This is a genomic window from Ruegeria sp. AF3 (assembly GCF_056536285.1).
The window spans coordinates 396,044-415,920 of sequence record NZ_JBQFJM010000002.1; the positions used below are offsets into that span (position 1 = coordinate 396,044).

Below are 19,877 nucleotides of genomic sequence, written 5' to 3' on the forward strand. Positions count from 1 at the left end.
TTATGAACCACCCATACGACATTGACGCCACCCGCCTGCCCGACATTTCAACACTTGAGGGGTCGCTCGCGCAGCGGGTTTACCAATCCATCAAACAGGCGATCCTGGCATTGGATTTCCCCCCCGGCGCTAACCTTCGGAAGGCGCCGATCTGCGCGCAGTTGGGTGTGTCCCGCGCACCTGTCGCGGACGCCATAACCAGGCTTTCCGCCGAAGGGCTGGTGGATGTGGTGCCGCAATCGGGTACACGTGTGTCCTATTTCTCGATGGATGAAATTCGCGAAGGCGCCTTTCTGCGAGAGGCCTTGGAGCTGGCAACAGTGGCCAAGGTTGCGCGTGACCTGACCGAAGATCAGCGCAAAAAGCTGAGCCGCAATGTGCGCCTGCAACAGTTGTTGATCGAAGATGAAGACATTGCCGGGTTCTATCACGCAGATGAGGAATTTCACGCCCTGTTGATGGCGTTCACCGGGATGCTTCGCCTGCCGGATGTGGCACAGACCGTGTCGCTACAGGTCAGCCGCGCACGGATGTTGCTGTTGCCGACACCCGGCCGCATTGCGGAAACACTGGCCGAACACCGGGCGATATTCGATGCCATCAGTGCCCATGACGAACGTGCGGCACAAGACGCCATGCGCCATCACCTTGGGCAACTGATGCCTCGGATCGAACGGCTGCAACAGGAAAGACCGCAGCTGTTCAACTTAACGCCCCAAACCACCCGAGAGGCAGGATGACCGTTTCGCAAACCGCTCTTCTGAACAACAGAACGTCCCGGCCCGTGCCGCTGACCCGCATGGGGTTTGGCGGCGCACCTTTGGGCAATCTTTATCGCAAGGTCTCGGATGCTGATGCGCAAGCTGCGCTCCAATCCGCATTTGACGCAGGCATCCGGTTTTTCGACACCGCGCCGCAATACGGGTTGGGCCGGTCCGAGTATCGCTTTGGCGAAGCGATCAGGCGGTTTGGACGTGAGAACATCCAGCTATCGACCAAAATTGGTCGTCTGCTGCTGGATTGCGAACCACATGAGGTGACGCCCGAAGCGTTTGTGGACGTTCCGCAGAAAAGCATTGTGTTCGACTATACCTATGACGGCGTCATGCGGTCATATGAGGCAAGCAGGGACCGGATCGGTATTGCCAATGCGGATATTCTTCTGGTGCATGACGTCTGCGCTTTCAGTCAGGGCAGTCAGGAAATGTCAGACGCCAAAGTGCGCGAGTTGTTCGATGACGGCGGTTACAAGGCGCTGGTTGAACTGCGCGATGCCGGTGAAATCGCCGCGATTGGCGCGGGCGTGAACGAATGGCAGGTTTGCGAGAAACTGCTGGGTCTTGGCGATTTCGACGGGTTTCTTCTGGCGGGTCGGTATACGCTTTTGGAACAGGAAGCCTTGAACAGTTTTCTGCCACTTTGCGAAAAACGTGATGTAGGCATCATTCTGGGTGGGCCGTATAACTCGGGCATCCTCGCCACCGGAGCGGTGCCAGGGGCCAAGTATAACTACTCCGATGCGCCTGAGGATATTCTTGAACGGGTGCGCAGGATCGAAACTGTCTGTGCGGCCCATGACACACCGTTGATCGCAGCCGCGCTGCAATTTGTTTTGGGACATCCCGCCGTGAAAACGGTTGTTCCGGGCGCTGTCAATGCGGCCGAGGTTCAAGCCAATGCCGCCCTGCTGGAGCGGACTATCCCCGCCCAGCTTTGGTCAGACCTGCGTACCGAAGGCCTGATCCGGCCAGATGCCCCCTTGCCCAAGGAACCTGTCAATGCTGCGTAACCTCGACCCGCTGCTGTCTCCTGAATTGCTGTACGCCTTGCGCGCCATGGGCCATGGCGATGACATCGTTATTGCGGACGCCAATTTCCCAGGCTCCAGCCTTGGGCCCGACTGCATCCGTGCGGATGGTTCAACAGCAAGCGACCTGCTTGGCGCCGTGTTGTCTGTCATGCCGCTGGATACATTCGTGCCCGACCCCGCGCTGACCATGCAGGTTGTCGGTGATCCCGAAGCCGTGCCCGAGGCCGTCGCAGATTTCCAAAAGATCATCGACGCGCAGGCTGATAACCCCGCGCAAATTCAGGGTCTGGACCGGTTCGCCTTCTACCAACGCGCGGCATCCGCATTTGCCATCATTCAGACCGGCGAGCGCAGGCTCTACGGCAACATCATTCTGAAGAAGGGCGTGATCGCATGAAGATCGACGCCCATCAGCATTTTTGGGCGCTGTCGCGTGGTGATTATGGGTGGCTGACACCCAACCTGGGCCAGATTTACCGGGACTTCGGGCCAGATGACCTTGCGCCATTGTTGCGAGCACAGGGCATCGACGGGACAATTCTGGTTCAGGCCGCGCCGACCGTCGCCGAGACGGAGTACCTGTTGTCACTGGCCGACAAGACACCCTTTATCAAGGGTGTGGTTGGCTGGGTCGATTTTGACGCCCCTGATGCGCGTGCACAAATCACCAGACTTGCCGCTCATCCCGCTTTGGTTGGATTGCGGCCGATGATTCAGGACATCGCTGATCCGAACTGGATGCTCGGCGCGGCACTGACGCCTGCCTTTGAGGCCATCCAGTCAAACGATCTGACTTTTGATGCCCTCACCCTACCCCGACACCTAGGCCCGTTACGTCAACTTTTGGCGCGGCACCCAAACATGCGTGTTGTGATTGACCATGGTTCGAAACCGCTGATCCGGGAGGGTGTACTTGACGGGTGGGCCGAAGACATGGCCGCCATCGCGCGAGACACCAACGCGTTCTGCAAATTGTCCGGTCTCGTCACCGAAGCCGCGCCTGACTGGACGGTTCGGGACTTGTACCCCTATGTAGATCACTTACTGAACACGTTCGGACCATCGCGGTTGATCTGGGGCAGCGACTGGCCGGTCTGCACACTGGCCAGCAGCTATGAACGCTGGATCGATGCAACCGCTGAACTGCTAAGCGCACTTTCCTCCAATGACTGCGAAACCATCCTCGGAGGGAATGCGGCCAAGGCTTATCACATCAGGATTTGATGGTGCTGCGCCGGACCCCAAACACGCGACGCACTGCTTTGCGCCCGCTGATCCTGCCCAGTGTTTTCCCTGAGGCGCGAACAGACGGGTAGTTATCCCCAACACACCACCCGGTTTCGGGAAAACCATGAGGACCAGAATGACATCGCATCAGCCTTCTGACCGACTAAAAGGCAAAACCGCATTCATCAGCGCCGCTGGACAGGGCATCGGACGTGCCACGGCCGAACTGTTCGCAGCCGAAGGCGCGCATGTCTTTGCCAGCGACATCAACGAAACCACATTGGCCGAGCTTTCGGAAATCGACGGGATCTCTCCGATCCATCTCGACGTGACAGATGCGCATGCCGTGAAACGTGCCGTGGCTGAGTTGCCACCGCTGGATATCCTGTTCAATTGCGCGGGTTACGTGGCAAACGGAACCATTCTTGACTGTGAAGAGGACGACTGGGATTTCAGTTTCGATCTTAATGTGAAGGCCATGTATCGCATGATCCGTCTGACCCTGCCCGCGATGTTGAAAAACGGCGGGGGATCGATCATCAATATGTCCTCAGTCGCCTCGTCGATGAAGGGCGTTCCAAACCGGTTTGTATATTGCGCATCAAAGGCTGCCGTAATTGGCCTGACCAAGTCGATCGCCGCCGATTTCGTCACGCAAGGCATTCGGTGCAACGCCATCTGTCCCGGCACTGTCGACAGCCCCAGCCTGCACGAGCGTTTGCGGGCGACGGGCGACTACGAAAAGGCGATGACGGATTTCATCGCCCGCCAGCCAATGGGGCGCATTGGAACCGCGGACGAGATTGCCGATCTGGCGCTCTACCTTGCGAGCGACAGCAGTGCATTTACCACTGGTCAGCCCTTTGCCATTGATGGCGGATGGGCGATTTAAGCTGAAAGGGATCACAATATGAAACTACTGCGGTTTGGCGCCTTGGGTGCTGAAAAGCCCGGGCTGCTGCACGACGATGGCACAATTCGCGACCTGTCAGGCGTCATCGACGATATTTCGGGCGACGTTCTCAGCGACGAAGGGTTGGCGCGACTGCGCGCGCTGGATCCACGAGATTTACCGATGATTGAAGGCAACACCCGTTTAGGGGCATGTGTCGGCCATGTGGGCAAGTTCATTTGCATCGGCCTGAACTATGCCGACCACGCGGCAGAAAGCGGTATGGAATTGCCGCAGGAACCTGTGATCTTTTTCAAGGCGACATCGGCCATTATCGGGCCGAACGACACGGTGGAAATCCCGCGCGGGTCCGTCAAGACCGACTGGGAGGTCGAGTTGGGCGTGGTGATCGGCAAGGAAACAAAATACATCTCCGAGGCCGAAGCGATGGATCACGTCGCTGGCTATTGCGTGGTCAATGACCTGTCGGAACGTGATTTTCAGCTTCACCGCTCGGGGCAGTGGGTCAAGGGCAAGTCGGCAGATACATTCGGCCCCATCGGTCCGTGGCTGGTGACGCGGGACGAGGTTGCAGACCCACAGAATCTGCCGATGTATCTTGAGGTCAACGGCCACCGTTATCAGGACGGCTCGACCCGGACGATGCATTTCGGGGTGGCAACTGTGATCTCACACCTGTCGCAATTCATGTCTTTACAGCCGGGCGATGTGATCTCGACCGGAACTCCGCCGGGTGTGGGCATGGGGCAAAACCCGCAAGTCTATCTGAAACCCGGCGACACGATGGAACTGGGCATCGAAGGCCTGGGTGTTCAAAAACAGAATGTGATCGCGGGATAATCGGGCACTACCAGATGTCAGCCCGAACACAATATCAGGCGAGGTTTCCCTCGCCTGATACTTATGACTTAGGCTACCAGATCGAACCGGTCGTTGTTCATGATCTTAGTCCAGGCCGCTACGAAGTCGCGCACGAACTTCTGGGCATTATCGTCCTGGGCATAGACCTCGGCGTAGCCACGCAGGATCGAGTTCGAGCCGAAGACCAGATCCGCGCTGGTTGCGGTGAACCTGACCTCACCCGAGGCACGATCACGCAGCTCATAGGTGCCGCCATCGACCGGATGCCAGCTAAGCGACATATCCGTCAGATTGACGAAGAAGTCGGTGGTCAACTGACCCACGCGATCCGTGAAGACCCCATGCTCTGATCCACCGTGATTGGCACCCAGCACACGCAGGCCACCAACCAGAACCGTCATCTCGGCTGCGGTCAGACCCAGCAGTTGCGCGCGATCCAGCATCATCGCCTCGGGTGATACAGCGTATTCCTTCAGCTGCCAGTTTCTGAACCCGTCCGCCAGCGGCTCCAGCACCGAGAAGCTGTCGGCATCGGTCTGCTCATCCGTCGCATCGCCGCGACCGGCCGAGAACGGAACCGCCACGTGAAAGCCTGCGGCTTTGATCGACTGTTCTAGACCAACGTTGCCCGCCAGAACGATCACGTCTGCAATCGAGGCCCCGGTTTCCGCTGCAATCGGCTCCAGCACGCCCAGCACTTTTGCCAGACGCTCGGGCTCATTCCCTGCCCAGTCTTTCTGTGGTGCCAGACGGATACGCGCACCATTTGCGCCGCCGCGTTTGTCCGAGCCACGGAAGGTACGGGCGCTGTCCCATGCGGTGGTGATCATCTCGACCGCGGTCAGACCGCTGTCGGCGATCTTTGCCTTGACGGCACCGACGTCATACGCGGTCGAACCCGCAGGGATCGGGTCCTGCCAGATCAGCTCTTCTGACGGGACGTTTGGGCCATAGTAGTTGACGCGTGGCCCCATATCGCGGTGGGTCAGCTTGAACCACGCGCGGGCAAAGGTGTCAGCAAAGTAATCCGGGTCGGCCATGAACTTCTGACAGATCGCGTTGTAAATCGGATCGATCTTCATTGCCATGTCCGCATCGGTCATGACCGGCATACGCCGAACCGAAGGGTCGGTCGGGTCGACCGGCTTTTCATCTTCCGGCATGTCGATAGGCTGCCACTGTTGTGCACCCGCGGGCGATTTACCCAATTCCCACTCATATCCGAACAGGTAATCGAAAAAGCCCATGTCGAATTTGGTCGGGTTTTTCGTCCACGCACCCTCGATACCAGAGGTGAATGCGTTGGTTGCCTTGCCGTTCTGATCGGGGTTGTTCCAACCCAGGCCCTGACCGGAGACCGGGCAGGCTTCGGGCTCGGCACCGATATGATCGCCTGCCATCGCACCATGGGCTTTGCCGACTGTGTGACCACCGCAGGTCAGCGCCGCCGTCTCTTCGTCATTCATCGCCATACGGGCAAAGGTTTCGCGGATGTGCAGAGCAGTTCTTGCAGGATCTGGATTGCCGTTCACACCTTCGGGGTTCACATAGATCAGGCCCATATGCACCGCGCCCAGCGGGTTTTCCAGCGTGCCGGGGGTTTCCAGATCGCCATAGCGGTTCTCGGACGGAGCCAGCCACTGGTTTTCCGAACCCCAGTAGACGTCTTTTTCCGGGCCCCAGATATCTTCGCGGCCAAAGCCAAAGCCAAAGGTCTTCAGACCCATGGCTTCGTAGGCAACCGTTCCCGACAGAACAATCAGGTCTGCCCAGGACAGCGCATTGCCGTATTTCTTTTTCACCGGCCAGAGCAGACGGCGCGCTTTATCCAGGCTTGCATTGTCGGGCCATGAGTTCAGCGGTGCAAAACGGATGTTGCCCGAACCTGCGCCACCACGACCATCCCCCAGACGGTACGACCCGGCAGAGTGCCACGCCAGTCGGATCATCAGGCCGCCATAGTGGCCCCAATCGGCCGGCCACCAGTCCTGACTGTCGGTCAGCAACGCTTCGACGTCGGCGCGAACAGCGTTGAAATCCAGCCCTTTGACTGCTTCGCGGTGGTTGTAATCCGCGTCCATCGGGTTGGTGCGGGTGTCGTGCTGGCTCAGAATGTCCAGGTTCAGCGCATCCGGCCACCATTTGGTGACAGAGTTGCCCGTGCCCGTGTTCCCGCCATGCAAGACTGGGCAGCCGCCGGATTGGTGATTGTGGGGATTACCGTCCATTGTAGATCTCCTGAGTATTTACCGAGGGGTTCAGATGTCTTGACTCGTACCTTACGGTTTCGATAATTGGAAATTTGTAATTACTATCGTTGCAATTAATTTTTCCTATGAAGTCGCTCACACTTAAACACCTGCGCTACTTCGAAGCGCTTGCCACCCACGGCCACTTTGGAAAGGCGGCGGCGGCCAGCGCGATATCGCAACCCGCGCTTTCCATACAAATCAAGGAGCTGGAGGCCATCATGGGTGGCCCCTTGGTCGAACGCGCAGCGCGTGAAACCCGCCTGACCGCGCTTGGCGAAGACGTTCTAAAACATGGCCGCGAAATCCTGACGCGGGTCGAGGATTTGGGGAATCTTGTGCAATCTTCCGCTGGTCCCTTGTCGGGTCGCATCAGAATCGGGGTCATCCCCACGGTCGCGCCTTATTTGCTGCCATCAATCATTAAGGCACTGTCGCAACGATTCCCGCAGCTGACGATCGAACCCAAAGAGACCATCACCCAAACCCTGATCGGCGAAATTTTGGACTCCAGACTGGATTTTGCTGTTGTCGCTTTGCCTGTATCGGAGCCCAACCTTCGGGAATTTTCGTTGTTCAACGAAGACTTTCTGCTGGTTCGCCCGGCGCGGGACGCCGGGTTGCCAATGCCAAGTTCGTCACAGCTCAGAACCATGCGGCTGCTGTTGCTGGAAGAAGGGCATTGTTTCAGGGATCAGGCGCTTTCGTTCTGTTCGATCCGCAATATCGAACCGCAACACATTATGGAGGGCAGCTCTCTGTCCACACTGGTGCAGATGGTCGGGGCGGGCATCGGTGTGACGCTGATACCGGAAATGGCCGTGGGGCTGGAAACCCGGTCTGCCGACGTGTCCATCGCCCGCTTTCAGGACACCCCACCAACCCGAACCATCGGCCTGATCTGGCGAAAGACCAACCCGCTGGGCGAAAACCTCCTGAAACTTGGCGCAATTATTCGCAAAACCGCCGAAGAAAACGCTGGAGGCATGGGGCAAATGAAACCGGAACCAAACGGCTGATCACTAACCGCTTTAGTGCTATGCGCGGCAATTACCCGGAAAACACATCATAAGCCTTCAACGCTTTGGCGCTGTAGGCATAAGACGGCCCGCCACCCATATAGGTCGCCATCGCCAATGCCTCGCACATCTCGTCTCGGGTGGCACCCAGCCGGACAAGGGAACGCACGTGAAATCCGATGCAGCTGTCGCAGCGGGTCGCGATGGCGATGCCAAGGGCCATGAATTCCTTGGTTTTCTCACTCAGCGCGCCATCGGTCTTGGCGGCCTTGCCCATGATGCCAAAGCCGCGCACGGTTTCGGGCACTTCCTTCGAAAAAGTTCCGATATTGGCCTCGGTCTCGGCCATGAAAGCTTTCCAGTCCATATCCATTCTCCTTAACCGCGCTCGTCCGCACCCATGCGACGCTCCAGCCAGCGCACACCGGCACTGATGATCAGAACCAGGATCAGGTATTCAAAGATCAACAGGGTATAGATTTCCAACGGGCGGTATTCCGTGACCACCAGCTCATTCGCGCGCCGGGTCAGTTCCTGCATCCCGATGACGCTGGCGAATGCGCTCATCTTGACGATGTAGATGAACTGGTTTGCCAAGGGCGGCAGAATGCGCCGGATTGCCTGCGGCAGGATCACATAGCGCATGGTCTGCATATAGTTCAGCCCGATGGTCTGCGCCGCTTCGCTCTGACCACGCGCAATGGATTGAATGCCTGCGCGGTAAATCTCGGCAGTGAAGGCGCTGTCAGAAATCGCCAATGTGATGATCGCACCCCAAAAGGGATCGATGGGGACATTCATGCCCATCGACTTGAACACGATGGGCAAGCCGTAAAAGACCCAGAACAGCATCGGCAGCAGGGGAATGGCGCGAATGAATTCAACGTAAACACGGTTGACCAGCCGCCAGCCGCGTTTCTCGGACAATCCCGGTAGGGCCACCATCAGCCCCAGTACGATCGACAACACGGCCGCGATCAGTGAAATCTGGATCGTTGCCCCCATCCCTGAGATCAGGAATTTTACATTGATCCAACCCGATGCTGTGGTCGGGTTGATCACATACCAACCCCAGGTCTGGGACGACGAACAGCCTGTGAGCATCAGCAGGGGCATTATCATAAAGAGTTTTTTCATCTGCCCCTCTTAGTGCTGCAGTATCTGAGACAGGAATTTGCGACACCGATCAGACTGAGGGTTGGTGAAGAAATGTTCCGGCTTGCCTTCTTCGACGATCTCACCAGCATCCATGAAGATCATCTTGTCAGCCACTTTGCGGGCAAACCCCATCTCGTGGGTCACGACCACCATGGTCATGCCCTCATTCGCCAGTTCCACCATAACTTCCAACACTTCCGAGATCATCTCGGGGTCCAGCGCCGACGTGGGTTCATCAAACAACAGCACGCGTGGCTCCATGCACAGGGACCGCGCGATGGCCACGCGCTGTTGCTGACCACCGGACAACTGCATGGGCTTTTTGTCCGCCTGATCGGGAATATGTACCCGATCCAGATAATGGCGCGCTTTTTCTTCCGCGTCCTTCCGGCTCAGGCCGCGCGCTTTGATCGGGCCCAGAGTCAGGTTTTCCAAAACGGTCAAATGCGGAAACAGATTGAATTGCTGGAAGACCATCCCGACTTCTGACCGAATGGTTGCCGCAGATTTTGCATCATCCGTCAGCTCAATCCCGTCTACACGAATGGTACCTTTCTGGTGCTTTTCCAACTGGTTGATACATCTCACAACGGTCGATTTTCCTGACCCGGAAGGTCCGCATATTACCACCTTTTCGCCGCTGTTGACTGTCAGATTGATGTCCTTGAGAACGTGAAAGGTATCAAACCACTTGTTCACATCCACAAGTTCGATTGCGGCGTCTGGCATAAGCTGAATTGCCCCTATTTTAGCCTCAGTATAAAATTTTCTTGAGGTTATCTTTCCCTTTAGACTTAAATCAATGAAGAATACGATCACAAGATCGTAACGCCACCAACGGGAGATACCTATGAGCGTTTTTTGGAAAGCCGCGGCGGCTGCCGTGTTGGGGCTTGTATTGTCAGGTTCCGCACAAGCGCAATCTGCGCTGAACGAGGTGCTGGATTCCGGCGTGCTCAAGGTTGGTACCACAGGTGACTGGAACCCTATGACACTGCGCGACCCAGCAACCAACAGCTACAAAGGGTACGACATCGACATTATGAATGCACTGGCCGCCGATCTTGGCGTTGAGGTCGAATTTGTCCCCACCGACTGGAAAACACTGGTGAATGGTGTGGTCGCGGGCAAGTACCACCTTACCGGGTCGGCATCGATTTCACCACCGCGCATGAAAGTTGCGGGTTTTTCCGACAGCTATATCTCGGTGGAACTCTTCCCCTACACCACCAAGGACAAGGTCGAAAAATTCGACGGATATGACTCGATCAATCAACCCGGAGTTAAGGTCGCGACGACTTTGGGCACCACGTTTGAAAAACGGGTCCGCGAGTGGTTCCCTAACGCCGAGATCAAGGTGGTCGAGGCCCCAGCCCGTGGTTTTCAGGAAGTTATCGCCGGTCGTGCTGATGTGTTCATCACGTCGAACATCGAAGGATCGACACTAGAGGAGAAGTTTCCAGTAGAGCGCGTGAAAAACGCCGGCCCCCGGTCACCTTCGCCGATTGCAATGATCCTGCCACAAGGCGACCAGATCTGGATAAATTATGTAAACAACTGGATCGAAGTGAAAAAAGCGGAAGGCTTCTTTGAAGCAAACCGCGAGAAATGGGGGCTCTGACGCCTTCAAGGACGTGCGGATTTTCTAACGCCCGGTCCTATGGCCCGGGCGTTTTCGCTGGCCATCTGGTTTTTCAGAAAAGAGGATGCAGACACGCGACCTGATGAATTTCATCATCCAGTTCAGGCAATGTTTGCCTGCACTGTTCAGTCGCGAGCCAGCATCGTTGCGCAAAAGCGCACCCTTTCGGGATGTTCATGGGTGACGGCAACTCGCCTTCCAGCTTGATCCGCTCTTTCCGGGCATCCGGGTCGGCACGGGGCGTCGTGGAGAGCAACGCCTTGGAGTACGGATGTCGGGGAGCAGCGAACAGCTTCTCTTTCGGACCTTTTTCGACCGCGCGCCCCAGATACATGACAATCACGTCGTCGGCGAAATGCCGGACAACCGACAAGTCATGTGAAATGAACAGGTAGGCCAAGTTCAGCCGTTCCTGAAGATCGACCAGCAAGTTCAGGATCTGCGATTGAATCGACACATCCAGTGCCGAGACAGGTTCATCCAGAACCAGCACCTTTGGGTCCAGCATAAGCGCCCGCGCAATGGCGATCCGCTGGCGCTGCCCACCCGAGAACATATGCGGATAGCGGTCATAATGTTCCGGGCGCAGGCCCACCATCTCGATCATCTTGCGTGCCTGCAATTCACGGTCGGCGGCCGTCATCTGAGGCCGGTTGATGATCAGCGGTTCCTGCAGGATCTGGCCGATGCGCTGACGCGGATTCAACGAGCTATAGGGATCCTGAAAGACGATCTGCACCGTCTCTCGCATCTTGCTCCATTGCGAAGGGGTAATTTCGACCCCGTTTATCGTCAGGCTGCCCGAGGTTGGTTCTTCGATCATTGTGATCAGTCTGGCCAGCGTAGACTTGCCACAGCCTGACTCTCCGACAATGGCCAATGTTTTTCCCGGTTGCAGGTCGAAATCCACCCCCGACAGCGCCTTTACGGTTGCGGGTTTGGACAGCAACCCGCCTTTGACCGTGTAAAACCGGGCCAGGGCGTTGGCCTGAACGATAGGTGTGGTCATACCAGCTCTCCGGCGGCAATCTTTTCAACATGGTGACAGCGCGCCTTGCCAAATGCCTCGGCATGAGGGGTCGGCGGGGTCTGAGCGCAGGTCGCATCGGCAAAGCGGCACCGTGGGCTGAAAAGGCATCCTTTTGGCCGGTCGAATTGCCCAGGTACAACACCTGGAATCGTCGGCAGAATCTTGGACGTTGCCCGCTCCGGCAAAGCACTTAGCAGGGCCGTGGTATAGGGATGACGCGGCGTTCGAAACAATTCCCTGACAGGCTGTTCTTCAACCTTTTGCCCGGCATATTGCACCTGAACCCGCTCGGCGGTTTCCGCCACGACACCCATGTCATGGGTGATCAGAACCAGACCCATGCCATGCTCATTACGCAACCGGATCAACAGATCCAGAATCTGCGCCTGAATGGTCACGTCCAGCGCCGTGGTCGGTTCATCCGCGATCAGCAGCTTGGGGTTGCAGGCAATGGCCATCGCGATCACAACCCGTTGGTTCATGCCCCCTGACATTTGATGCGGAAAGGAATTCAGGCGGCTTTCAGGCGCGGGAATGCCAACCTGATCGAACAATTCGACCGCACGCTCGTGACGCTCTTTTCGGTTCAGGCCAAGGTGGATGCGCAATGCCTCTTTGATCTGAAACCCGACAGTAAAACAGGGGTTCAGCGAGGACATCGGTTCCTGAAAGATCATCGCCATGTCCTTACCAATGATCTTGCGCCGTTCGCGGGCCGAGATACCGGACAGGTCACGGCCCTCAAAGCTCATCTCATCGGCGGTGATCGTGGCGGTCCAGGGCAGCAAGCCCATCAGTGCCAGCATCGACACGGACTTGCCCGAACCGCTTTCGCCGACGATGGCCAGCAATTCGCCTTTGTCGACCGACAGATCGACACCGTCCACGGCGCGGAAACTACCCGAAGATGTGGCGAACTCAACAGTCAGATTACGGATCTGCAAAAGGCTCATGCGATCAGCTCCGTTTCAGTTTCGGGTCCAGCGCATCCCGCAACCCGTCACCCATCAGATTGATGGCAAGCACGGTGACCAGAATCGCGAGACCGGGGAAGGTTACAACCCACCATGCGCGCAGGATGAACTCGCGCGCTTCAGCCAGCATGGTGCCCCATTCCGGCGTGGGGGGCTGCGCGCCCATGCCCAGAAACCCAAGGGCCGCCGCGTCCAGAATGGCAGTCGAAAAAGACAGGGCCGCCTGCACGATGATTGGCGCCAGACAGTTGGGCAATACCGTGATGAACATCAGCCGCGACTTGCCAGCACCGGCCACACGGGCCGAGGTCACATAGTCTTTCTGCCGTTCCGCCAGAACCGACGCGCGGGTCAGGCGCACGTAATGCGGTTGAAACACGATGGCGATGGCGATCATCGCATTGGTCAGTGATGGGCCCAGAATGGCGACCAGAACAAGGGCAAGCAGCAGAGACGGGAAAGCCAGGACGATGTCCATCACCCGCATAATCAACGTATCAACCCATTTGGGCGCAAAACCCGACAGAAGGCCGACCATTACGCCGCCCGTTACGGCAACACAGACCACAACGATCCCCACAAAGAAGGAATAGCGTGAACCCATGATCAGCCGCGACAGCATATCCCTGCCCAAAGGATCGGTGCCCAACGGGAAGGCCCAGTTTCCGCCTTCCTGCCAGGCAGGGGGTTGCAGGATATGGTCCCGGAACTGTTCGGTCGGATCATAGGGGGCCAACAAAGGGGCAAAGGCCGCACAGAACACAAAGGTGGCAAAAACCCACAACCCGATCACGGCACCGCGGTTTTCGCTGAAATAGTACCAGAACTCTCGCAGTGCGCTGGGACGATTTTCGGCCATTGGCTGGTTCGACGAAAGCTCGGTCATCATCGTCTCCGGATTTTGGGGTTGATGATGCCGTACAAAACATCGACCAGCAGGTTCACCAGCATCACGATCACCGCGATCATCAGCAAACCCCCTTGCACCACCGGGTAATCCCTGCGGAAAATACTGTCGACCATCCACTTGCCGATGCCCGGCCAGCTGAAGATGGTTTCAGTAAGAATTGCCCCCGCCAGCAACGTACCAACCGACAACCCGATCACCGTGACAACCGGTATCAGCGCGTTACGTAGCGCATGCAGCCCGTTTACCCGGGTCGGCGACAACCCTTTGGCACGCGCGGTGCGGATGTAATCCTCGCCCAGAACCTCCAGCATCGCCGACCGGGTCTGACGCGCGATCACGGCCAGCGGAATAGTACCCAGCACAATCGTCGGAAGGATCAGATGACGAACGGCCGACCCGAATGCGCCTTCCTGTCCGGACAAAAGACTGTCGATCAGCATAAAGCCAGTGACACTTGGGAAGTAATAAAGCAGGTCGATCCGGCCGGACACCGGTGTCCAGCCAAGATTGCCCGAAAACACGATGATCAGCAGCAGCGCCCACCAGAAGATGGGCATCGAATATCCGACCAATGCCGAAGACATCAGTGCCCTGTCAAAAAACTTCCCCCGGTTCACCGCCGCAATCACGCCGGCAGGCAGACCCAATGCGATGGCGAAGATCATGGCGCAGAGCGAAAGTTCCATTGTCGCGGGGAACAGCGAAAAGAACTCCTCCCAGACCGGTTTTTTGGTGACAAAGCTTTCGCCGAGATCGCCCTGCAAAACTCCGGCAAGGTATTCCCAGTATTGCTGCAACACCGGTTTGTCGAAACCCAGCTTTTCTACCATTTCCTGGTAGCGTTCTTCAGTCATGCCGCGCTCGCCGGCCATAACGATGATCGGATCACCCGGTAGCACCCGGATAAACATGAATGAAATCAACGTCACGCCCAGAAAGGTCGGGACGAACAGGCCAATGCGGGTGAGTAAGTAACCAAACATCAGCGACCTATGATTGTAAGCTCTTTGGGGAAATGGGTCAGCGACCGGCAGCCATCCTCAGTGACAAGCACATCATCTTCGATGCGAACGCCAAAACTTTCGAGCGCATACAGACCTGGTTCATTCGTCCAGACCATACCCGGCAGGATTTTCTGATGATTCCCACGCATGATATAAGGTGCCTCATGCACATCCCGACCCAACCCGTGACCCGTTTTGGTGCGAATACGATCCGCAAATGGCGAGGCCTCGAGCACGCTTATGACCGCATCGTCTATGTCATGGGCCGCTACACCAGGGCGGCAGGCTTCGAACCCGGCTTTGTTGGCGCGCAGAACGGTGTCATAGACTTCCCTGCCCTCGTCCGACACGTCCTGAACAAAGAAGGTTCGCGTAATGTCGGCGGCGAAACCATCTTTGCGGGCACCGAAATCGAACAGTAACGCGTCGCCTGCCCTGATCTGGTAGTCGTTGCGCGCTTTCCCATGCGGCCGTGCCGAATTGTCGCCAGCCGCTACGATGGGTGAAAACGCCAGTGACTCGGCCCCTTCTGCAAACAGCGCCTGTATCAGGGCTTGCTCGATCTGTTTTTCGGTCTGGCCGACACGCACATCTGCAATCACACGACCCAGAGCACGTTCCGAGATATCGATGGCCGCCTGCATCGCAGCAATGTCTTCATCGGTCTTGATTATGCGCAGGCCCGAGATTTCGCGTTCACCGTCGACGATCCGTAAGCCCGGCAAAGCACGGGTGAACGCCGCAGAGACGAAAACCCGCATCACCTGACCTTCCACCGCAAGCGAGCGGATCGGCATTTGTGCGGCCAATGCGGTAAACGCATCGTCATAACCGGTCTGATCGCGCCAATCGAAAACAGCGCCCTCGAATTCGACAAGATCCCATGAGGCCAGTTCCAGATTGGGCACAATCGCTGCGGCCTGTCCCTCAGGCGGGACAACAACCACGAAGGGCCGTTCGTGGCTCATGAAAGCTTTTCCCAAAGCGCGGGTGAAATTCGGGCCAGGTACAAGAGCAACAGCGTCGACTGACATGTCCCGTGCCAGTTGACGATATTCGGACAGATCCGGCATTCAGGCCGACCTCCTCAATAAGAAAGCCGGAGCCGCCAAACAGGCGGCTCCGGTGAGTGAGTGGTGGCTTACTCGACGCTCACACCATAGAAGATGTGGCCGCCCAGCGGGTGCACTTTGTAACCTTGCACCTTGTTGCTCATCGGCATGAATACAACCGAGTGAGCAATGGTTGCCCATGGGGCCTGCTCTTTAAACACGACCTGAGCTTCTTCATACAGTTTGGTCCGCTCGGCCTGATCGGTGCTTTGCTTGGCTTTCAGGATCAGATCCTCGAACGGCTGGTGGCACCATTGCGCGCGGTTCGATGCTTCGACACCGTCACAGCCCAGCAGAACGGCCAGGAAGTTGTCCGGATCGCCGTTATCCCCGGTCCAGCCCAGCAGAACAGCACCGTCGCGGTTCAGTTCTTTCGAGCGTGACAGGTATTCGCCCCATTCGTACGAGACGATTTCGACGCCCACACCAACCTTGGCAAAATCGGCCTGAATCAGCTCGGCCATGCGGCGGGCATTAGGGTTATAGGGGCGCTGAACCGGCATCGCCCAGACCTTCATCGACAGGTCCGAGACGCCTTCGGCCTCAAGCATGGCCTTGGCCGCTTCGGGATCATATGGATCGTCCGCGATGGCGTCGTTATAGCCCCACATGGTTGGCGGGATCGGGTTCTTGGCAGCCTGGCCCGAGCCCTGGAAAACCACGTCGATGATCGCCTGCTTGTCGATCGCCATGTTCAACGCCTTGCGAACCTTGGGGTTGTCGAACGGCGTCATCGTGGTGTTGTAAGCCAGATACCCGACGTTCAGCCCTTCCTGCTCCATCATGTTGATGTCTGCATCATCCTTCATCGCCTGAATGTCAGCCGGGTTCGGGTAAGGCATCACATGGCATTCGCCAGCTTTCAGCTTCTGGTAGCGAACAGACGCGTCCGGCGTAATGGCAAAGATCAGGTTTTCGACCTGCGCCGGTTCCTTCCAGTAGTCGCCATTGGCCGCATAGCGGATCACCGCGTCTTTCTGGTAGGCCACGAACGAGAAAGGCCCGGTCCCGATGGGCGCGGTATTCAGTTTTTCAGGCGTTCCGGCAGCCATCATAGCATCGCCATATTCGGCTGACATGATCGAAGCAAAATCCATCGCCATGTTCGCAACAAAGGGTGCCTCTGGCTTGGACAGGGTGAACTTCACCGTGTAGTCATCAATCTTCTCGATAGAAGAGACCAGATCCGGCATCCCCATACCCTGGAAGTATTCCCACGTGCCGCCAGACACTTGGTTATAGGGGTGGTTCTCGTCCTTTTGGCGCATGAACGAAAAGATTACGTCATCAGCGTTGAAGTCTCGGGTCGGGGTGAATTCGTCATTCGAATGGAATTTAACACCCTGGCGCAGCTTGAACGTGTATTCCAGGCCATCATCACTGGCCTCGACACTTTCAGCCAGACCGGGGATCACATTGGTTGTACCGGTTTCGAATTCAAGCAACCGGTTATAAATGGGATGCGACGAGGCATCAAAGGTAGTCCCTGCGGTAAACAGTGCAGGGTCAAACCCCTCGGGTGAACCTTCGGAACAATACACCAGGGTATTTGCCTGTGCCACGGCACCCGACAGGGCTATTGCCGTGGTTGCGGCCAGAAGATTGAGTTTCATGATTTTCTCCCAGAAATGGACTTGGCAAGACAATCGCAGGGCTCTTTGTCGTCAGAGCGTTCAGTGACAATACAGGTCGTTGCGATATCCCTGACAAATGTATCCAAAATACAAAACCTGTTGTCAACCGGCTCTGTCACTGACTTTCGTGAAAGATTCCTGTTGCCAGGGCGTGTCTTGAACCTGAAAGCGCCCTGCCCCAAGGAAATCACGAAGGGCAACACTTACATTCCACTGGGCCCGGCGGTTTGGCCACAGATATCGACTGTCATTGACCCGAAGTCATTCAGGTAAGAAAGGAATCTAACTTTGACCGTTAGCTGATGAAGCATCCTTGCGCATATCGCGAATGCAATCGTAGCCCAGCCAGAATAAGACTGTCAGTGCAACCAGAAATACGTTGGGAAGCAGCGAGATATGCATAACCAACACGCCATAGAACATGGCGGCGTACGCAGCGATTTGGACTATCACCAACAAACCCCACGCAACCATTCCCCAAAGATTGCGCGCTTTCCTCTGACCGGCCGAGTTGCGCAGGCTCTGACACTCTGCCTCGTTCACCACAGGGGACGCGGCACGCGTTGAATTGAGAATGCCGTTGGTGTCGAGCGCGCTGGATCGACATGCATCGAAACAAGGGGCCGCCTCTCGACAGGTGGGCGCAGTGTGTAGCATTGATTGAGTCCTTGGACATCTGGGGTTTGGCAGCGAGCCTTCACTGTGCCCCAAGACACCGACCCCCTGCACCATGCCGCGCGCGAGATCAGGTTCCACCGTTGCCGTCTTGCAATCATATCCAGCGGAGAAATGCCGATCCTCGCTCAGGCGCAGCATAAAACCGCACAAATAGTCGATTGGCCCGCGAAAACCGCGATCAGATGAGGTCTGAAGAAATTTCTCATGACCCTCGGTGGCTCATGACTTTTGGCGCGGTTTCGGAAACGCACTAACCGCCGAACAGGGACTTCGCATGCTTCCAGCGCTCTATTCTACTGCGTCCTTCGATGCTGAGGGCGAATACCCTGTACCCGTACCATGATCTCCTCGTTAGATAACCCATTAACTTCTAATAGGGGTTTCGGTTCAGGTATCGCTTACAAGTTCATTTGTGTACAAATTGGAAAGATTGCGCTCAAGTACGTGTCATATCCAGCCTCCGAGGATGCCATGCCGATTGAACACGCCCCCTTCAGCCAAGCGGAATATGACCGCAGGATCGCCAAGACCCGAAGCGCTATGGAAAAAGCGGGGCTAGAGCTACTGTTTGTCACCGACCCTTCGAACCAGGCTTGGCTGACTGGCTATGATGGTTGGTCCTTTTACGTGCATCAGGGCGTATTGCTCGGCATGGAAGGTGAGCCGATTTGGTGGGGACGCCAGATGGATGCATTGGGTGGGTTGCGCACATGCTGGATGTCCAGGGACAGCATTCGCGGCTATGCAGACCACTACGTTCAATCAACCATACGCCATCCCATGCAGGATCTGGCTGGCCACATTCGCGCACTCGGGCTGAGCACCGCCCGCATCGGCGTTGAGATGGAGAACTATTACTATTCCGCAAAGGCACACGAGGTTTTGGGCAAGGAATTGCCCGAAGCGACGCTGGTGGATGCGACGGCACTTGTGAACTGGCAGCGTCTGATCAAGTCGGAAGAAGAAATTGTCTTTATTAGAAAGGCGGCCCGGATTTCCGAAAAAGTAATCCAAACGGCCATTGATCGCGCCGCGGTGGGCGTGCGCAAGAACGACCTTGTCGCAGATATCCTTCATGCCGGGATTACCGGGGTTGAGGATGATTGGGGGGATTACCCGGCCATTGTCCCTTTGACACCCTCAGGGCTGGATGCCACTGCCGCGCACCTGACATGGAATGGCGCGCCGATGAAAGAAGGTGAGGCAACATTTTTCGAACTATCAGGCTGCTATCGGCGGTACCACGCTCCGCTTTGCCGCACGGTTTATCTTGGCACTCCGCCGCCAGAAATGCGGGACGCGGAACGCGCGCAGATCGAAGGGATAGCGGCGGGTTTAGAGGCTGCACGGGCTGGCAATCGGACAAGCGACATTGCAACCGCTTTTCTTAAGGTTCTTGCCCGTCACGGACTCGAACGGGAGGGGCGCATGGGATACCCTATCGGCCTGAGCTATCCGCCAGATTGGGGCGAACGGACAGCGTCGATCCGCGCCGAAGACGAGACCATTCTGCAACCGGGCATGGTTTTCCATTTCATGCCTGCGCTATGGATGGACAGCTGGGGGCTTGAGACCACGGAAACCATTCTTATCACTGAAAACGGCCCCGCCGAAGCCCTGTGCAATATCGAGCGAAAGCTCTTTGTGAAAGACTAA

At 56.9% G+C, this 19,877-nt stretch carries 20 protein-coding genes; 9 read left to right on the top strand and 11 right to left on the bottom strand.

Features of this window, described 5'->3' with window-relative positions; genetic code table 11:
• Positions 1-2: 2 nt before the first annotated feature.
• The 6 genes from ACR3FC_RS18415 (at position 3) to ACR3FC_RS18440 (ending at position 4,790) form a co-directional block, all read left to right on the top strand.
• Positions 3-740, top strand: coding sequence for a GntR family transcriptional regulator (locus ACR3FC_RS18415; RefSeq protein WP_480477583.1), 738 nt, complete (start codon positions 3-5; stop codon positions 738-740).
• Positions 737-1,789 carry an aldo/keto reductase gene (locus tag ACR3FC_RS18420; protein ID WP_480477585.1) on the top strand — a complete coding sequence of 351 codons (1,053 nt, stop codon included), beginning with the start codon at positions 737-739 and terminating at the stop codon, positions 1,787-1,789. The genes ACR3FC_RS18415 and ACR3FC_RS18420 overlap by 4 nt, the downstream gene beginning before the upstream one ends.
• Complete coding sequence (locus ACR3FC_RS18425; RefSeq protein ID WP_480477587.1) at positions 1,779-2,207, top strand: RbsD/FucU family protein; 429 nt, start codon at positions 1,779-1,781, stop codon at positions 2,205-2,207. The genes ACR3FC_RS18420 and ACR3FC_RS18425 overlap by 11 nt, the downstream gene beginning before the upstream one ends.
• Positions 2,204-3,034: an amidohydrolase family protein gene (locus ACR3FC_RS18430; protein WP_480477589.1), complete on the top strand. Its 831-nt coding sequence runs from the start codon at positions 2,204-2,206 to the stop codon at positions 3,032-3,034. The genes ACR3FC_RS18425 and ACR3FC_RS18430 overlap by 4 nt, the downstream gene beginning before the upstream one ends.
• A 139-nt stretch (positions 3,035-3,173) precedes the next feature.
• Complete coding sequence (locus ACR3FC_RS18435) at positions 3,174-3,929, top strand: SDR family oxidoreductase (protein WP_480477591.1); 756 nt, start codon at positions 3,174-3,176, stop codon at positions 3,927-3,929.
• Between the two features lie 18 nt (positions 3,930-3,947).
• Complete coding sequence (locus tag ACR3FC_RS18440) at positions 3,948-4,790, top strand: fumarylacetoacetate hydrolase family protein (RefSeq protein WP_480477593.1); 843 nt, start codon at positions 3,948-3,950, stop codon at positions 4,788-4,790.
• 68 nt (positions 4,791-4,858) lie between these two features.
• Here ACR3FC_RS18440 and katG read toward each other — a convergent pair whose 3' ends face one another.
• Positions 4,859-7,039: a catalase/peroxidase HPI gene (gene katG / locus ACR3FC_RS18445; RefSeq protein WP_480477595.1), complete on the bottom strand. Its 2,181-nt coding sequence runs from the start codon at positions 7,037-7,039 to the stop codon at positions 4,859-4,861.
• Positions 7,040-7,146: 107 nt separating this feature from the next.
• Between katG and ACR3FC_RS18450 the strand changes: the two genes are divergently transcribed.
• Complete coding sequence (locus ACR3FC_RS18450; RefSeq protein WP_480477597.1) at positions 7,147-8,079, top strand: hydrogen peroxide-inducible genes activator; 933 nt, start codon at positions 7,147-7,149, stop codon at positions 8,077-8,079.
• Between the two features lie 31 nt (positions 8,080-8,110).
• On the opposite strand, the gene ACR3FC_RS18455 is transcribed toward ACR3FC_RS18450, so the two are convergent.
• From ACR3FC_RS18455 to ACR3FC_RS18465, 3 genes are read right to left on the bottom strand one after another with little or no spacing between them, the layout of a single operon-like run.
• Complete coding sequence (locus tag ACR3FC_RS18455) at positions 8,111-8,446, bottom strand: carboxymuconolactone decarboxylase family protein (RefSeq protein ID WP_480477599.1); 336 nt, start codon at positions 8,444-8,446, stop codon at positions 8,111-8,113.
• An 11-nt stretch (positions 8,447-8,457) separates the two neighbouring features.
• A complete protein-coding gene (locus ACR3FC_RS18460) occupies positions 8,458-9,216 on the bottom strand; it encodes an amino acid ABC transporter permease (protein WP_480477601.1) in 759 nt (252 codons plus the stop codon).
• 9 nt (positions 9,217-9,225) lie between these two features.
• Positions 9,226-9,966: an amino acid ABC transporter ATP-binding protein gene (locus ACR3FC_RS18465; protein ID WP_480477603.1), complete on the bottom strand. Its 741-nt coding sequence runs from the start codon at positions 9,964-9,966 to the stop codon at positions 9,226-9,228.
• A gap of 121 nt (positions 9,967-10,087) precedes the next feature.
• Between ACR3FC_RS18465 and ACR3FC_RS18470 the strand changes: the two genes are divergently transcribed.
• The gene (locus ACR3FC_RS18470) at positions 10,088-10,858 is read left to right on the top strand and encodes a transporter substrate-binding domain-containing protein (RefSeq protein WP_480477605.1); all 771 of its coding nucleotides are present in this window, start codon (positions 10,088-10,090) and stop codon (positions 10,856-10,858) included.
• A 73-nt stretch (positions 10,859-10,931) separates the two neighbouring features.
• On the opposite strand, the gene ACR3FC_RS18475 is transcribed toward ACR3FC_RS18470, so the two are convergent.
• The 7 genes from ACR3FC_RS18475 to ACR3FC_RS18505 form a co-directional block, all read right to left on the bottom strand.
• The gene (locus ACR3FC_RS18475) at positions 10,932-11,888 is read right to left on the bottom strand and encodes a dipeptide ABC transporter ATP-binding protein (protein WP_480477607.1); all 957 of its coding nucleotides are present in this window, start codon (positions 11,886-11,888) and stop codon (positions 10,932-10,934) included.
• A complete protein-coding gene (locus tag ACR3FC_RS18480; RefSeq protein WP_480477609.1) occupies positions 11,885-12,862 on the bottom strand; it encodes an ABC transporter ATP-binding protein in 978 nt (325 codons plus the stop codon). The genes ACR3FC_RS18475 and ACR3FC_RS18480 overlap by 4 nt, the downstream gene beginning before the upstream one ends.
• 4 nt (positions 12,863-12,866) lie before the next feature.
• Positions 12,867-13,769, bottom strand: a complete 903-nt coding sequence (locus tag ACR3FC_RS18485) for an ABC transporter permease subunit (RefSeq protein WP_480477611.1) — start codon at positions 13,767-13,769, stop codon at positions 12,867-12,869.
• Complete coding sequence (locus tag ACR3FC_RS18490) at positions 13,769-14,776, bottom strand: ABC transporter permease subunit (RefSeq protein WP_480477613.1); 1,008 nt, start codon at positions 14,774-14,776, stop codon at positions 13,769-13,771. Before ACR3FC_RS18490 ends, ACR3FC_RS18485 begins: the two co-directional genes overlap by 1 nt.
• Positions 14,776-15,870 (bottom strand): M24 family metallopeptidase, encoded by a 1,095-nt coding sequence (locus ACR3FC_RS18495; RefSeq protein WP_480477615.1) that lies wholly within the window; start codon positions 15,868-15,870, stop codon positions 14,776-14,778. The genes ACR3FC_RS18490 and ACR3FC_RS18495 overlap by 1 nt, the downstream gene beginning before the upstream one ends.
• Before the next feature lie 68 nt (positions 15,871-15,938).
• Positions 15,939-17,522 (bottom strand): ABC transporter substrate-binding protein, encoded by a 1,584-nt coding sequence (locus ACR3FC_RS18500; protein ID WP_480477617.1) that lies wholly within the window; start codon positions 17,520-17,522, stop codon positions 15,939-15,941.
• A gap of 303 nt (positions 17,523-17,825) precedes the next feature.
• Positions 17,826-18,200: a hypothetical protein gene (locus ACR3FC_RS18505; RefSeq protein ID WP_480477619.1), complete on the bottom strand. Its 375-nt coding sequence runs from the start codon at positions 18,198-18,200 to the stop codon at positions 17,826-17,828.
• 492 nt (positions 18,201-18,692) lie between these two features.
• Between ACR3FC_RS18505 and ACR3FC_RS18510 the strand changes: the two genes are divergently transcribed.
• The gene (locus ACR3FC_RS18510; RefSeq protein ID WP_480478201.1) at positions 18,693-19,877 is read left to right on the top strand and encodes a M24 family metallopeptidase; all 1,185 of its coding nucleotides are present in this window, start codon (positions 18,693-18,695) and stop codon (positions 19,875-19,877) included.